Source organism: Actinocorallia aurea, assembly GCF_054783995.1.
This window is the reverse complement of sequence record NZ_BAAGPQ010000029.1, coordinates 24,101-38,088: the sequence shown is the minus strand read 5'-3', so window position 1 is coordinate 38,088 and position 13,988 is coordinate 24,101. Positions and strand designations below refer to the sequence as shown.

Genomic DNA, 13,988 nt, shown 5'->3' with positions numbered 1-13,988 from the left:
GTCCTTCCGCCCCGCGGCCCTTGGCGCAGGGGAGGTCAGGCGAAGCGGGAGAGCTCCCTTCCGCCCGCGTAGACGGCCTTGGCGCCGAGCGCGGATTCCAGTTGGAGGAGGCGGTTCCACTTGGCCGTGCGCTCCGAGCGCATCGTGGAGCCGACCTTGATCTGGCCGGTGTGCCAGCCCACGGCGAGATCGGCCAGCCAGGTGTCCTCGGTCTCGCCGGAGCGGGCCGACAGGACCGTGGTGTACCGGGCGGCGTGGGCGCGGCGGACCACGGTGAGGGCGTCGGAGAGGGTGCCCGCCTGGTTGGGCTTGACGAGCACCGCGTTGGCGGCGCGGGCGGTGATGCCGTTCTCCAGGCGCTCCAGGTGGGTGACGAAGAGGTCGTCGCCGAGAAGCTGGACATGCTGCCCGCCCCGGGCGGTGCCCAGCGCGCGGGTGGCCGCGGTCCAGCCCTCCCAGTCGTCTTCGGCGAGCGCGTCCTCCAGGGAGACGATGGGGTAGTCGGCGCACCACTGGGCCAGTTCGGCGACGAGTTCGGCGGAGGTGAGGCGCCGCTCCTCGGCGGCGAGCGTGTAGCGGCCGTCGGCGTCGAAGAACTGGGTCGCGGCGATGTCGATCGCGATGCCGACGCCGGTGCCGTCTCCCGTGTCCAGGGGCAGTCCGGCCCGTTCGATGCCCCGGCAGAGCAGCTCCAGGGCCTCGCGGTTGGTCGGCAGGACGGGCCCCAGGCCGCCTTCGTCGGCCACGAGCGCGACGGGCAGGCCGCGCCCGGCAAGGATCTCGGCGGTGCCGGCGCGGACCCGGGAGGCCCAGTCGATCGCCTCGGCGAAGGAGCGCGCACCCAGCGGCACGACGAGGAAGTCCTGGACGTCGATGGAGCGGCCCGCGTGGGCGCCGCCGGAGATGATGTTGACCATCGGCACGGGCAGCAGGGGCGCCTCGCCGTCGTGTCCGGCCATGGCGGCGGCGTGCTCCCACAGGTCCCGCCCGGTGCCGGCGGCCGCGGCGACGGCGGCGGCGATCGACACCGACAGGACGGCGTTGGCACCGAGGCGGCCCAGCTCGGGCGTCCCGTCGAGGTCGCGGAGCAGCTGGTCGAGGGCGCTCTGGTCGGCCGCGTCCTGTCCGCGCACCGCCTCGGCGATCTCCCCCGCCACATGGCCGACGGCCTTCAGGACCCCGTTGCCCGCGTACCGGCCGGGATCGCCGTCACGCAGCTCGCGCGCCTCGTGCGTGCCCGTCGAGGCACCGGAGGGCACGACGGCGCTGCCGCGGCCGCCGTCGGCCAGGGTGACCTCGCACCCCACGGTGGGCTTGCCCCGCGAGTCGAGGGCCTCCCATGCGTGCAGGGCCGTGATGGCGGTGGTGGTCGTCATTTCATCATCTCCCAGGCGCGCAGCGCGCCGTCGATCCGGTCGTGGGGGCGGGGGTCGGTGAGCAGGGCGCGGCCCAGGGCCCTGGTGCGCAGCCGCTCGGGTTCGGTCAGGTAGGGCGCCGGGCTCTTGCCGTCGACGCGGGCGACCAGCAGGACGCCGATCTGCCGGACCAGCTGGCGCGGGTCGTGGGCGACGGCGTCCTTCACCTCCCGCGTGAAGGTGCTCAGGAAGGTCTCCGCGAGTCCGCGGTGCAGGGCCGCCCGGTGGGGTGCGTGGACGCTCTTCAGCAGCAGGTGGCTCAGCAGGAACGCCGGATCGAAGGTGGCGTCGCCGATGTGGGCGACCTCCCAGTCCAGCACCCACATCTGCCCGGCGGAGGCCAGGATGTTCTTCGGGCTCAGGTCGCCGTGCACCAGGCAGTCGCGGGCGCCGAACATCGCGGCGAGGGTCTCCTCGACGGCCGGTGCGAGATCCGGGTGCGCGAGCGCGACCTCCCGGTGGAAGGGGTCGGCGCGCAACTGCGAGAAGACCGTCCGGTCGCCGAAGTCCGCGAGGAGGGCGCCGTCCCCCGCGGTGTGCCTCTGCCAGGTGCCCAGAGCCCGGCCCAGGGCGCGGGCGACCTCGGTGTCCACGACCCCCGCGAGCAGGTCGTCGCGCCAGTTCGTCCAGCTCCTGGGCGCCCGCTCGATCACCAGATAGCCGCTGTCGAAGTCCAGGACCGCGGGAACCGCTTCCGGCGTGCGGGCGTGCGCGGCGCGCAGGGCCCGCGCCTCGATGCCGATGCGCGCGACGTCGGCCTCCCACTGCCGCGCCACGCGCAGCACGGGCAGCGCGCGCTTGACCACGACGTCGATCCCGGGGCCGGAGACGGCGAACACGTCGTTGGAGACGCCGCCGGTGAGCGGGAGCGCCTTGGTCCGGTCCGGGGCCGTGACCAGGCCGCGGGCCGCGAGATGCCCGATCAGGTCCGTGGCCTCGCTCGGCGGCTGGGAGGTCATCGCGTTTCCTTCATGCGCAGTGCCGAGGCGGTGAGCACCTCGGGATTGACGATCGAGGCGGGGCGCACGCCGCGCAGCGCGTCGGCGACGTTGCGAGCCGCCTTCCGGGCGAGTTCGGCGACCGATCCGTCGGAGTAGAACCCGACGTGCGGGGTGATGACCGCGAGGGGATGGCCGCGCAGGCGGTGCCCGGCGGGCAGCGGCTCGGGGTCGGTCACGTCGAGCCCGGCACCGCCGATGGTCCCCGAGTCCAGGGCGTTCACCAGCGCCTCGGTGTCGACGAGTCCGCCGCGCGAGGTGTTGACCAGGTAGGCGGTGTCCTTCATCGCCGCGAACTCGTCCGCGCCGATCAGCCCTCGCGTCTGCGGCGTCAGCGGACAGTGCAGCGACACGACGTCTGCCCGGGCGAGCCCCTCGGCGAGGTCGCCGACCGTGCGAACGCCCGCCGGCAGGTCGCCCGGCCCCTTGCCGCTGCGGTAGGCGAGTACCTCCATGCCCAGCGCCTGCGCCCGGGGGACGACGCGGCGGGCGATGCCGCCCAGTCCGACGAGCAGGATCGTCTTTCCGCGGAGCCGCACCGGCATGCCGCCCGCGCGGTTGTCCCATCCCCCGGCTTCGACGTCGGCGGACAGCGGGGCGAGGCGGCGGGCCAAGGCGAGGATCAGCAGCAGGGTGGTGTCGGCGACCTCGTCCGCGCAGAAGTCGGGGACGTTGGACACCACGATGCCGAGCGAGGTGGCGTGCGCGACGTCGATGTTGTCCAGGCCGACGCCGTAGCGGCCGACGGTGACGCACCTGGCCGCGACGTCGAGCACTGCGGCGTCGACGGTCTTCCAGCACGTCAGAATCGCGTCGGCCGCAGGGGCGAGATCGAGGAGTTCATCTCGGTCTCCGGTCTTGGCCACCAGGAAATCGGCGTCCAGAACGGCGCGCTCGACATCCAGGTTCGGCCACGCGTAGTCGGTGACCAGGACTGTGGGTCTCATGAATTCGATCCTTCTTACCGGGAAATGCGCGGGGCCCCGTCACCACTGCGGGTGAGGGTCTCCGATTCCAGTGGAAAAGCCCTCAGGAGGTGAGCGCGACGCCGTGCGGGCGGGTGCGGGGCCGAATACGCGCCCGCGAAATGGCCTGGGGGCCGATGCCTTCGACGATCGTGTTGGTGATGCCGCCGATTCCCTCGACGGTCATCGTGACCACGTCCCCGGGAGAAAGCGGCGCCGGGACGCGCTGCCCGGACCGGCCCCAGAGCTCGGCCAGGCAGCCGCCGTTGCCGCAGGTGCCCGAACCCAGCACATCGCCAGGACGGACCTCGGTGCCGCGCGAGGCGTAGGCGACCAGGTCCTCGAAGGGCCAGGCCATGTTCGACAGCAGGTCCCGGCCGACCTCCCGCCCGTTGACCTCGACGCTCATGCCGAGTCGCAGGAACCCGTCCGCGTCCCGGTGCGATTCGAGTTCGTCGGCGGTGACGATCCACGGTCCGAGCGTCGTGGCGAAGTCCTTGCCCTTGCACGGCCCGAGCCCGACCTCCATCTCCGCGCCCTGCAGGTCGCGAGCCGACCAGTCATTGAAGATCGCGTATCCGAAGATGTGCTCCCGGGCCTGCTCCGGCGTCAGATCCCGGCCGGGCCTGCCGATGATCGCGGCGACTTCGAGTTCGAAGTCCAGCACCCGGCTGCCCGGCGGCATCGCGATGTCGGCTCCGGTGCCGACGACGGCATAGGGATTGGTGAAGTAGAACGTCGGCGCCGCGTACCACTGCTCCGGCACGCCCTCCTCGCCCGAAACGCTGCGCCGCACGCCTTCGACGTGCTCTTCGAAGGCGACGAAATCCCGCACCGTGGGAGGTTCCAGAGGGGCGACGAGCACCGCGTCGGCGAGCGGAATGCCGCGCCTCAGCAACGCCCGGCGGGTGGCGTGGCCGACCTCGAATCCGCCCCTGCCGATCAGTTCGGCCAGGGCGCAGTCCAATGGGTGGATCAACTGGCCCTGAACGACCCCGGCGGTTCGCCGACCGCGGTAGACGAAACTGGCGTAACGCATCCATGTCTCCTCACCATGTATTCATCCCATCCCACCATCGGGCCCACCTGGGCGGAAATGATTCGCGGCGATCTCAGCCATTCACACAGTGAATAGCTCCGAGGTAATACCGCAGGCCGACCCGGGCCCCGCGGCCTGGCCCGATAGCTGGTATCAGCACGGTTGATTTTCCGCGGCCGGGAGATGCGGGCATAGTGGCGGGACGAGAACACCGTGCGATAGGCCGCCGTTGTGAAAGACGCCGAGGAAGCGATCGCCGGGGCGGGCGCGGAAATACTCCAACGGGGGCCGTCGGGGAGCCGATGACGTGCTCGGCACACTCGACTTCCTGAGCGACGCCGTCCTGGGCGCGAACGCCGAGTCCCTGTTCGGAGTCCGGCGGACCGGTGAGGGTGGGTGACGACTGAGGCGGGGCCGCTTCCGGGATCCGGATGAGGAGCGCCGGGACCGCCAGCCCATCGGCGCCGCGGGGGCGGGGCGGGCTCAGGCCCGGGTGCGGTCGGCCGCGTCGGTGAGAAGGGCGTCGAGGCGGCCGAGGGCCTGGGTCATGTCGGCGACGGTCGAGGCGAGCCGGGCGTCGTTCCGCTCGCCCTCGACGTCACGGACGCGGCCTCCGTCGCGCGGGCCGCCGCCGAGGCCGCGGACACCACCCTGCTGATCAACAACGCGGGCGTCTCGACCTTCGCGAACCTCGTCGACGGGCCCGAGTCCGACATCCGCCTGGAGATGGAGACCAACTACTTCGGGCCGCTGCGGATGGTCCGGGCCTTCGCCCCCGTCCTCGCGGCGGGCGGCGGCGCCGTCCTCAACGTCCTGTCGGTGATGGCGTGGATGGCCTACGAGAACTCCAACTCCTACTCGGCGTCCAAGGCTGCCGCGTGGGCGCTCACGAACGGGATCAGGCTCGAACTCGCGGCCCAGGGCACCCATGTCACCGGACTGGCCATGGGAAGGGCGGAGCCCCGGGTCCGCGTCGTGGCCGCCGTAAGAGGTCGGCCCGCCCGGCCGCCTGGTGGCGGTCGGCGGGCCGACGTGTGTCAGACCTTGACCTCGTCGACGAGCCGGGAGGACCAGGGGCAGTAGTGGCAGCCGGGCAGGAACGCGCCGCAGGCCTCGTCGAGGTGAACGGCGGCCAGGCCCAACAGCAGGACGGCGCTCGCGAGCAGGGTAAGTGAACGGCGCATACGTCTCCTTCCGGCGGAGGCCCGAGCCGCGGGCGGCGGCCGGAGAACACCCCCGCCCATGCCGGAAGTTCTCCGTCCGAGAAGATCATTAGCCAGCCGCAGCCCTCGACCCGAGGACCGTTCTTGGCAACGGCGTTACCCACCCGTGGCCAGCGGCGGCCGTGCGAACGGCGCCCACAACGGCGAGTGCTACGGCAGGCGGTGCCCGAATTTCCTTCTGCGACACGGATCATCGCCTCCCGACGACAAGCACGCCAGGAGGACTACACCGCCCCGACCTGCACTCTTGCCCCCGACACACGATGCAATTCTTACTTGAATGACAAAAATGGTCGTACCAAAATAGATCGGGGGCCGGAGCCGACAAGATCATTGAGCTTGATCGGACGATAGGTCGAATGCCACAAGATGATCGACACACCACCACTTCATGTAGATTGGCGCAAGGCGCGACGATGCACCGACTCTTGATCACTCCAGAATCACTGAGGTGACGACATTCCATGACCGGCGACGATCTTGGTGGCGCCATCCACAACGACCTCAAGGGGGCCGTGACGGGCTCCGTTGTCCAAGTGGGCCATATCGCAGGCGATCTGCATGTCGGTGCGCCCTCTCGCCTTCCCGTACCCGCGCAACTGCGTGCCCGACCAGCACATTTCACCAATCGCCGTGCCGAACTGTCCGCGCTGCGGCGAGTGAGCGACGGCGTGGGAACGGACGGACGGCCGAGGATCGTCGTGCTGACCGGTTCCGGCGGCGTCGGAAAGACCTCGCTGGGACTGTCGTGGCTACATCAGGTCCGCGAGCAATTCCCGGACGGCCAGCTCTATACCGATTTGCGCGGATTCTCCGACGTGGATCCCTCCCCTCCCAGCGAACCACTAGAAGGGTTCCTGCGAGCGCTGGGCCTGAATCCGGAGCAGATTCCCCACGAAGTGGACGAACAAGCGGCGCTCTACCGATCCGTGACGGCGGGGCGCCGACTGATCATCATGCTAGAGAACGCGGTCTCGGCGGCGCAGGTCCGTCCACTTCTCCCCGGACACGGTGACGCCCTCGTGGTGGTCACGACGCGGCTGCGGTTGTCCGGGCTGGCTCTCGATGGGGCCTCGTTCTTCTCCATCGACCCTCTCGACGAGGACGACGCGGTTCGGCTGCTCGACGGGATCCTCGGTGCGCAGCGCACCGAGGCCGAGCCTCAGGCCTCCCGTGCGCTCGCCAGGCTCTGCGGCCGGTTGCCGCTCGCCCTCTGCACCTCCGCCGCTCGTTTGAAGGTCCGCGCGAGCTGGCCGATCTCCCGCATGGTGGAGGAACTCTCCGACGAGAGGAGACGGCTCGCGGTCTTGAGTTCGGACGAGGATTTCTCCGTACACGCGGTGTTCGACGTCTCCTACCGGGAGCTGGAGCCTGAGGCGGCGAGGGTCTTCCGCCTGCTCTCCCTCCATCCCGGAGCCGACTTCGATACCGAGTCAGCGGCAGTCGTCGCGGGGGTCGGCGTCGTCGAGGCTGCGAGGCTGCTGGACGGCCTCGTGGGCGCGAATCTGATCGTCGAGGACGAGTCCGGGAGGTACCGCTTCCACGATCTCCTTCGGTTGTACGCCCGCGACGTGGCCGAGCTCTCCTCGGCCGCCGACGATGGAGACGCGGCCTTCGGACGCCTGCTTCACCACCATTTGGCGACAGCCGTGGCCGCCGACAGAATCCTGATCCCCGATCGATGGCACCTCGGCCCCCTCTACGAGTTGCCCCCACACCGGCGCTTCTCCGACAGAGCCGAGGCGACACAATGGCTGGAGGACAACCTCGTCAGCCTGCTGGCCTTCCAACGCGCCGCCCATGATCGCGCGCTTCATGCCTCGGTGTGGGAGATGAGCGAGGCGCTCTGGGGGCTGTTCGTCCATCACAAGCACTACCGCTCCTGGCTGGCCTGCTACCGCATCGGTCTCGACTCTGCGCGATCGTGCGCAGAGCCCACCGTCGAGGCCCGGATGCTGAGCGGACTCGGCTCCGCGCACTTGAACCTTGAGGAGTTCGCCGCGGCAGCCGACCTCTACGCCGAAGCCGTGCGACTTTCCCGTGAGGCCGCCCACCCCCTTGCGGAAGCCGCGGCCCTGGAAGGACTCGGGGTGGCCTACTTGGGCCTCTCCCTGCCAGAGCGCGCGATCGAGGCGTTCGCCGAGGGATCGGCCCTGCATCGGCGGCTCGGCCGTCCTCGAGGCATCGCTCTCATGACCCGAAGACTCGGCGAGGCTCTCCGTGACCTCGGACGGGACGTTGAATCCGCCGAGTATCTGGAGACCGCACAGGAGTACTTCGCCCAGGCCGCCGATCCCTACAATGAGGCTAAGGTGCTGACCACGGTCGCGGAGGTCTACCTGCGCCTCGCCCGGATACCCGAATCGCAGCAAGCCCTGGGCCGGGCCCTGGTGATCGCGGAACACTCCGGGGCGAAGCACGTGCTCGCGAATGTCCATGTGGGCCTGGCCGCACTGGCGGAGCGTCTCGGCAACGGCGAAGCCGCTCGAGGGCACCTGACGTCGGCCCTGAACATCTACGCCGATCTCGACGCGCCGCAACGGCACCAGATCGCCGAGCGGTTGGCCTCGCTCGATGCACCGGGTCCGTGACCTCCGGGACGCCGTTCGCCATGGCTTCGGACATGATGGCGGTCCCTTCCGACGGACAGCACGGCATCGTCCAGTCCTTCCAGCGAACGTCCCGTCACCTGCCACGCATGCACCAGCGAGCCGTATGAGGCCCATGTCTCGGGTCTGGTCCTGGTTCCCGCGGCATGGACGAGGTCAGCCGACCACCCCGTGCGGGTCAGCACACGGGCGCCACCGGGCGGTTCCATGATGACCGCCACCGCCCACCCGGCAAACGCTTGGTCGAGGAATCCGACGGCACACGCAGGCAGCACCATCACGTCGGCGATCGCAGACCGAGCCGAGAGAGTCGCGTCGACGAGGGACACGAGGTGTTCGTCCACTTCGGACGCCGAAACGCAGGGACTTCCGACACACGGGTACGGGAACCTTTCCAGCAGAGCCACCAAAGCCGAGGGACCGGTACGCACCGACACGAGGGAGCCGTTCTCCGAAGGGACAGGTGCGGGATCCGCAGCGCAGCCGAGGCTCACCGCCGCGAGGAAGGTGCTCATCGGTTCCCGGCCTCCTGCCGGCGCACGAGCCTCGGCAGCGGGAGAGCAGCGGAATGAGCGCGTTCCTCAGGCTCGGTCAGCCCCAGGAGGCGGTACATCGTCTGTCGCAGGATCTCCGCCGACCGGCCGGGCCTGGAGGTGAGCCGTGCACGGAAGATCTCCTTCCTGCCGGTGCGGTCCCGCCCCATCACCGCCGTGAGCTGAGCATGCAGGGGCCGACTGAGATCGAGGCGGCTTTCGACCCGGCCGAGGAGCCCGACCGGGGAGCCGGGAAGAACGTCATCATCGGGGAAGGCGGCTATGGCGACGGGCACACCGAGGGCCGCCGAGTAATAGGTCACGGACCCGTGGTCGCCCAGGACGAGGTCGGCCGCCACGAGTGCTCCACCCCATCCTTCGTCGGGGCGCAGCAACTCGACGTTCTCCCGGGAGTACCAGGACCTGACCTGTTTCGAACCGTGCCAGGTCCATATATTCGGATGAGCTGAAATGAGCACTCGGTAGCTCTGCACCGGCAGTTCTGCGGCCAAACGGTCGGGTAGGTCGGGATGTCGTCCGAGCAAGCTGCGCGGACCCCAGGTCGAGGAGATGAGGACCAGCCGCTGTCGCGGCGAGACGCCCAGGGCGGCTCGGAACGCCGAGCGCGATCCGGCGCTGGCGACCATCCGGTCGTAGGCGGGATCACCGGCCACCACCACGGCGGGTTCGGCTTCCGGGCAGGCGCGTCGGATCTCTTCCCGGTGCTCCTCCTGCGCCACCGCGATGACCGTGGGGATGACTCGACCGCCGGCCACGATCGCCTCCGGCCGCAGCCCCGCCACCGGCCGGGACGCCGGCAGTCCATGACCGGCCCACCGATGGCCGAGGGTGTTGGGGCCGATGCCGTGCGGCAGCCAGAGGACCGGCGCGTGCACCTGCTCCAGACCGCCGTGACCCGCTGCCACCGCTAGGTCGAACGCCGTGTTCGTCGCCTGCGCCCAGGGGATCACGGCCGCTCCTGACCGGTCGAGGTGTGCGGCCGCCCCGCCGGACAGCACCGAAGAAGAGGCGACGGTGTAGACCACCTGCACCCTTCTGTCCCGCTCCACCAACGGCATGACATCAGCCAGGCGGGTCGCCGCCGTGAGATGGTGAACGACGGCCAGCACCCTTTTCAGGCCGGGCACTGTCGCGCCTTTCTCCGCATCGAGCCCGAAGGGCCCGCGCCTCCAGTCGATGTCCATCTGCAGACCTCCGCTCGCAACGGCCAAGGCCGACTTCAGCGGCCGTGGGCGTCAGTCTGCGGCTGGGGGCTGGATGTCCCGCTTGCACTTTCCTGGATGTCCTGCGTGCACTCCACCGGAACCTGGATAATGCAAGCAGAGGACCGGCGGCGGATCCCCGGCCCTCTGCGCTCTACGGGCTTAAACGGCCACCGCCTCCGGGCAGTCACCAGCGATGGGAGCCCCGCCGCCGGAGACGTAGCCGACGATGAAGATCGCGGCGAGATACCCGGCGTCATCGCAGGTGCCCCGGCCCTCCGGGGTCTCCGTCGTCACGACGGAAGCGGTCCTGGCCTGCCCGGGCCCGCCCTCCGCCCCGGAGGACGAAGTCGCGGGCGAGAGCACCAGGCCCATCGTGACGAGCGCCGCCGTCCCTACGCGGACGATGGCAGAGGCGCTAACGGCCATCCGATACCCACTTCCCTTTAGGTAGTAAGGGGTTGATTACCGCCCAAAATAAGGCAGCAGGGGAACAGTAGCGGAAACCTTGTCCATGGACACGCATTTCCAACATGCCCGCCATGCCAGATTTCTTCCTTATTCAAGCAGGTGAGCACCACCGCACAGACCTTCCCAGATGCCGCTTAGTAGCCGTCACCCCCGCCGCCTTGGATAGCGCTACATAAATAGCCATAAACCGCAGAAGGTGACTATCCCTGGCAAATCACCCATGCCGGTGGCAGAATCCCCAGTGGGTGCTGGGGACGGTGGGTGCGGAGGCCCGTGATGGACGCCATTCGGTTGCTGGGTCCGTTGGAAGTGACCTGGCGCGGGAGAACGCACCCCGTGGGCACGCTCCGCGAGCAGAAGGTCCTGGCCGCGCTGCTGCTGGAATGCGGTCGCCCCGTTTCAACGGACGCCCTCATCTCCCATGTCTGGGACGACGAGGTGCCCGAGCAGGCCCGCGTGACGCTGATCAGCTACATCTCGCGCGCACGCCGCCGGCTCGCGCGGACGACAGGCGGGGCCGTCGAGATCAGAGCGCACGCCGGAACCTACACCGCGGTCGTCGCCGACCACGAGGAGGTGATCGATCTCTTCCGGTTCCGCCGCCTGAGGCGCCAGGCCCTGTCCATAGCCGAGAGCGGGGACGAGAGCAAGGCCCTCGCCCTGTTCGTCGCAGCCGAGGCGGAATGCGGTGCCGAGCCGCTGGCCGGGCTCTCCGGCCGCTGGACGCAGGCCATCCGGGCGGGCCTTCTCGAAGAGATGCGGGCAGCGCGTCTGGAGCGGATCGAACTCGAACTCCGCCTCGGCCGGCACGCCGACGTCGTCGGCGAACTGCACCGGCTGCTCGCCCATCATCCTGAGGACGAACGACTCGTGTGCCACCTCATGGTCGCGCTCTACCGGTGCGACCGGCAGGCCGACGCGCTCCGCGTCTATCAGGAGACCCGCGGGCTTCTTCTCGATTCCTACGGCTCGGAACCCGGAGTCCGACTGCGCGAGATCCACCAGAAGATCCTGCGCCGGGATCTCGACCTGGCCGTGACCCCTCTGTACCGCAGGACAGGCCGGGCCGACCAGCCCCACACCCTTCCGCCATCGCCTGCCGGGTTCACGGGAAGAGCGGACGAGCTCGCCCTCCTCACCGGCAGACCGGATGCCGGATCGATGGTCGACATCATCGAGGGCATGCCCGGGGTCGGGAAATCCGCGCTCGCGTGCCACGCGGCGCACCGGCTGAGCCGTCAGTATCCCGACGCGCAGCTCTACCTGAACCTCCGCGAGCACGAACCAGGGCAGGGCCCGCTCACCCCGTCAGTGGCCCTCGCCGAACTCCTTCGCATGCTGGAGGTGCCGCCCACCCCGTTGCCCGCCGCGCTCCCGCAACGTGCCGCGCTCTGGCAGCGTGAGATCGCACACCGCCGACTGATCGTCGTCCTCGACGACGTCACCGATCCCGCCCAGATCGAACCGATCCTGCCCATCACGGGAGACATCCGTGTCCTGGTGACCACGCGCAGACGTCTGACGTCCGTCGTCCGGGCTCGGCGCGTGCACCTGGACGTCCTACCGCCGAAAGAGGCGCGGGCCCTCCTCATCCAGGCGGCCGGGCAGCCGGAGGACGACCCGATGGCGTCTCAGATCGTCGCGCGTCTGGGCAACCTCCCCCTGGCGATCAAGCTCGCCGCGGCCAGCCTGCGCGACAGGTACGCCAACGACGCGGCCGCCCTCATGACCGACCTTCTTTCCAGCGGACCGGACGATCGCGAGTGGGACACCGACTCAGCGATCGACGCGGCCTTCGAACTCTCCTACCAGCAACTGTCCGAACGGCAGCGTCGCCTGCTCCGCCGGATCGCGGTGAGCCCGTGTCCGCGGACGACCGAGCGCTCTGCCGCGGTTCTCGTCGGTGTCACCGCCGACGAGGTGCGTGCGGACATCGAAACTCTCGTCGAGCACCATGTGCTCTCCGGAGATTCGCGTGCCGGGTACGTGCTGCACGATCTGACACGACTGTTCGCGCGGGACCGCGGCACCCGCGAGGACGAACCCTCAGAGAATCGCCGCAGTATCGAACGCCTGGCCTCGTATTACCTCGACGTCGCCCACGAGGCGGACCGAGCTCTGCATCCCCACCGGCGCCGAGCCAAGGACCCGGACAGGCCACGACTGGGTCCGCCATCGGGGGAAACCGCCTTCCGCGAAGTGCTGGAGACCGAGTGGCGGAACATGCTGACGGTCGCCCAGTACGCCATCCACCATGAATGGCGCAAGCAGGGCGCGGATCTCGCCATCGCGATCTCGACGTATCTGGAGACCTCAGGACTGTGGGAGGAGTGCACCTCTTGCGCAGAGATGGCTCTCCTGGCCTACCGCACCCTCGACGAACCGCAGGGCGTCGCCCAGGCCATGTTCCAACTCGGCCTCGTCCTGTTCCGAACGGGACATCACGGTGCGGCACTCGACAAGTTCCGGGAGGCGGGAAGTCTTTTTCGAGGTTTCCCGGACGAAAGGGCAGAGGCCGAGACCCTCGACTGGATGGGCATCGTCCACTGGTCGAACGGAAACATTCGGGAAGCACTCGCCCACCATCAGGAGGCGCACGCCATCTATCACCACACACGGGACATTCGCGGGGAGGCCGAAGCACTCGGGCACACCGGGATCGTGTACTGCCACCTCGGCCGCTACCCGGAGGCGGTGGAGAGTTTCACCGCCTCTCTCGCCATCTTCCGCCGGATCGGTGATCGTCGAGGCGAGGCCATGACACTCAACAACCTCGGAGAGGTCCACCGCCGCCGCGGTATGCACCGGGACGCCGTGGCGCATTACCGGGAAGCCATGTCGATCTACGAGAACATCAAGGGCAAGCAGGCGTTGGCCATCGTCCAGAACAATCTCGGCAGCATCCAACGCTACAAGGGGAACTACCGCGAGGCGCTGCGCAGTTACCGACAGGTCCTGGCCACTTTTCGAGATACGGGCGACCGCCGCAACATCGCCAGCGCACTCAACAGCATCGGCTCGACCTATCTCGAATTGGAGATGCACAGCGAGGCGATCATCCACCACACTGAGGCGAAGGACATCGCCGAATCCATCGGCGAGCTCTACGAACTCACACGCGCGCTGGCCGGCATCGGGGACGCCGAGGGGGGCCTCGGTCGTCACGCGTCGGCGCTGGACAACTACCGACGAGCACTCACGCTCGCCCAAGAGATGGGCGACCCCCGCCAGCAGGCCAGGATTCACGACGGAATGGGGTCGATCATCCTGAGCACCAGTGGCCCGGACGCCGCTCGCATTCACTGGCGCCAGGCTTTGGACCTTTTCGAGGGAATCGGCGCACCCGAGGCCGCGCTGATAGCCATCCGCCTTCGCACCGCCGGGACCCGGGCAGACGGCCGGGAATCCTTAGGGCATCGACCCATACGCCACAGATCGCCTCCTTCCACCCTCCTCAGAGCCGATCCTCTGGTCTTCACCCCCAGGTCCGTGCTGAACTGAAGGTTCTCTGC

Annotated in this window: 9 protein-coding genes and 1 pseudogene; 3 read left to right on the top strand and 7 right to left on the bottom strand. The window is 69.2% G+C overall.

The annotated features are described in order from the left end of the window. Positions 1-35: 35 nt before the first annotated feature. From eno to ACYVOM_RS32800, 4 genes are all read right to left on the bottom strand, one after another. Positions 36-1,376: a phosphopyruvate hydratase gene (eno, locus tag ACYVOM_RS32815; protein ID WP_460307449.1), complete on the bottom strand. Its 1,341-nt coding sequence runs from the start codon at positions 1,374-1,376 to the stop codon at positions 36-38. After that, entirely contained in the window at positions 1,373-2,374 is a 1,002-nt protein-coding gene (locus ACYVOM_RS32810; RefSeq protein ID WP_460307448.1) for a phosphotransferase family protein, read from the bottom strand. The genes eno and ACYVOM_RS32810 overlap by 4 nt, the downstream gene beginning before the upstream one ends. Further along, positions 2,371-3,360, bottom strand: coding sequence for a C-terminal binding protein (locus ACYVOM_RS32805; protein WP_460307447.1), 990 nt, complete (start codon positions 3,358-3,360; stop codon positions 2,371-2,373). The genes ACYVOM_RS32810 and ACYVOM_RS32805 overlap by 4 nt, the downstream gene beginning before the upstream one ends. Before the next feature lie 82 nt (positions 3,361-3,442). After that, entirely contained in the window at positions 3,443-4,417 is a 975-nt protein-coding gene (locus tag ACYVOM_RS32800) for a fumarylacetoacetate hydrolase family protein (RefSeq protein WP_460307446.1), read from the bottom strand. Positions 4,418-4,939: 522 nt separating this feature from the next. Between ACYVOM_RS32800 and ACYVOM_RS32795 the strand changes: the two are divergent. Continuing rightward, positions 4,940-5,500, top strand: a pseudogene (locus tag ACYVOM_RS32795) (SDR family NAD(P)-dependent oxidoreductase); the annotation flags it as partial. Here the strand turns inward: ACYVOM_RS32795 and ACYVOM_RS32790 are convergent. Further along, positions 5,455-5,601 (bottom strand): BP74-related protein, encoded by a 147-nt coding sequence (locus ACYVOM_RS32790; protein WP_460307445.1) that lies wholly within the window; start codon positions 5,599-5,601, stop codon positions 5,455-5,457. The pseudogene ACYVOM_RS32795 and the gene ACYVOM_RS32790 overlap by 46 nt on opposite strands. A gap of 503 nt (positions 5,602-6,104) precedes the next feature. On the opposite strand from ACYVOM_RS32790, the gene ACYVOM_RS32785 reads away from it, so the two are divergent. Further along, on the top strand, positions 6,105-8,231 hold the full coding sequence (locus ACYVOM_RS32785) for an NB-ARC domain-containing protein (RefSeq protein WP_460307444.1): 2,127 nt from the start codon (positions 6,105-6,107) through the stop codon (positions 8,229-8,231). A gap of 529 nt (positions 8,232-8,760) precedes the next feature. Here ACYVOM_RS32785 and ACYVOM_RS32780 read toward each other — a convergent pair. Both ACYVOM_RS32780 and ACYVOM_RS32775 read right to left on the bottom strand, forming a co-directional pair. Continuing rightward, the gene (locus ACYVOM_RS32780) at positions 8,761-9,987 is read right to left on the bottom strand and encodes a hypothetical protein (protein WP_460307443.1); all 1,227 of its coding nucleotides are present in this window, start codon (positions 9,985-9,987) and stop codon (positions 8,761-8,763) included. Positions 9,988-10,167: 180 nt separating this feature from the next. Beyond that, entirely contained in the window at positions 10,168-10,434 is a 267-nt protein-coding gene (locus ACYVOM_RS32775) for a hypothetical protein (RefSeq protein WP_460307442.1), read from the bottom strand. Positions 10,435-10,812: 378 nt separating this feature from the next. On the opposite strand from ACYVOM_RS32775, the gene ACYVOM_RS32770 reads away from it, so the two are divergent. After that, the gene (locus ACYVOM_RS32770) at positions 10,813-13,977 is read left to right on the top strand and encodes an AfsR/SARP family transcriptional regulator (RefSeq protein ID WP_460307441.1); all 3,165 of its coding nucleotides are present in this window, start codon (positions 10,813-10,815) and stop codon (positions 13,975-13,977) included. Positions 13,978-13,988 lie beyond the last annotated feature (11 nt).

Bases quoted from the DNA above. Each gene is read 5' to 3' on its own strand.
- eno (WP_460307449.1), bottom strand. From the start codon at position 1,376: ATGACGACCACCACCGCCATCACGGCCCTGCACGCATGGGAGGCCCTC.
- ACYVOM_RS32810 (WP_460307448.1), bottom strand. From the start codon at position 2,374: ATGACCTCCCAGCCGCCGAGCGAGGCCACGGACCTGATCGGGCATCTC.
- ACYVOM_RS32805 (WP_460307447.1), bottom strand. From the start codon at position 3,360: ATGAGACCCACAGTCCTGGTCACCGACTACGCGTGGCCGAACCTGGAT.
- ACYVOM_RS32800 (WP_460307446.1), bottom strand. From the start codon at position 4,417: ATGCGTTACGCCAGTTTCGTCTACCGCGGTCGGCGAACCGCCGGGGTC.
- ACYVOM_RS32790 (WP_460307445.1), bottom strand. From the start codon at position 5,601: ATGCGCCGTTCACTTACCCTGCTCGCGAGCGCCGTCCTGCTGTTGGGC.
- ACYVOM_RS32785 (WP_460307444.1), top strand. From the start codon at position 6,105: ATGACCGGCGACGATCTTGGTGGCGCCATCCACAACGACCTCAAGGGG.
- ACYVOM_RS32780 (WP_460307443.1), bottom strand. From the start codon at position 9,987: ATGGACATCGACTGGAGGCGCGGGCCCTTCGGGCTCGATGCGGAGAAA.
- ACYVOM_RS32775 (WP_460307442.1), bottom strand. From the start codon at position 10,434: ATGGCCGTTAGCGCCTCTGCCATCGTCCGCGTAGGGACGGCGGCGCTC.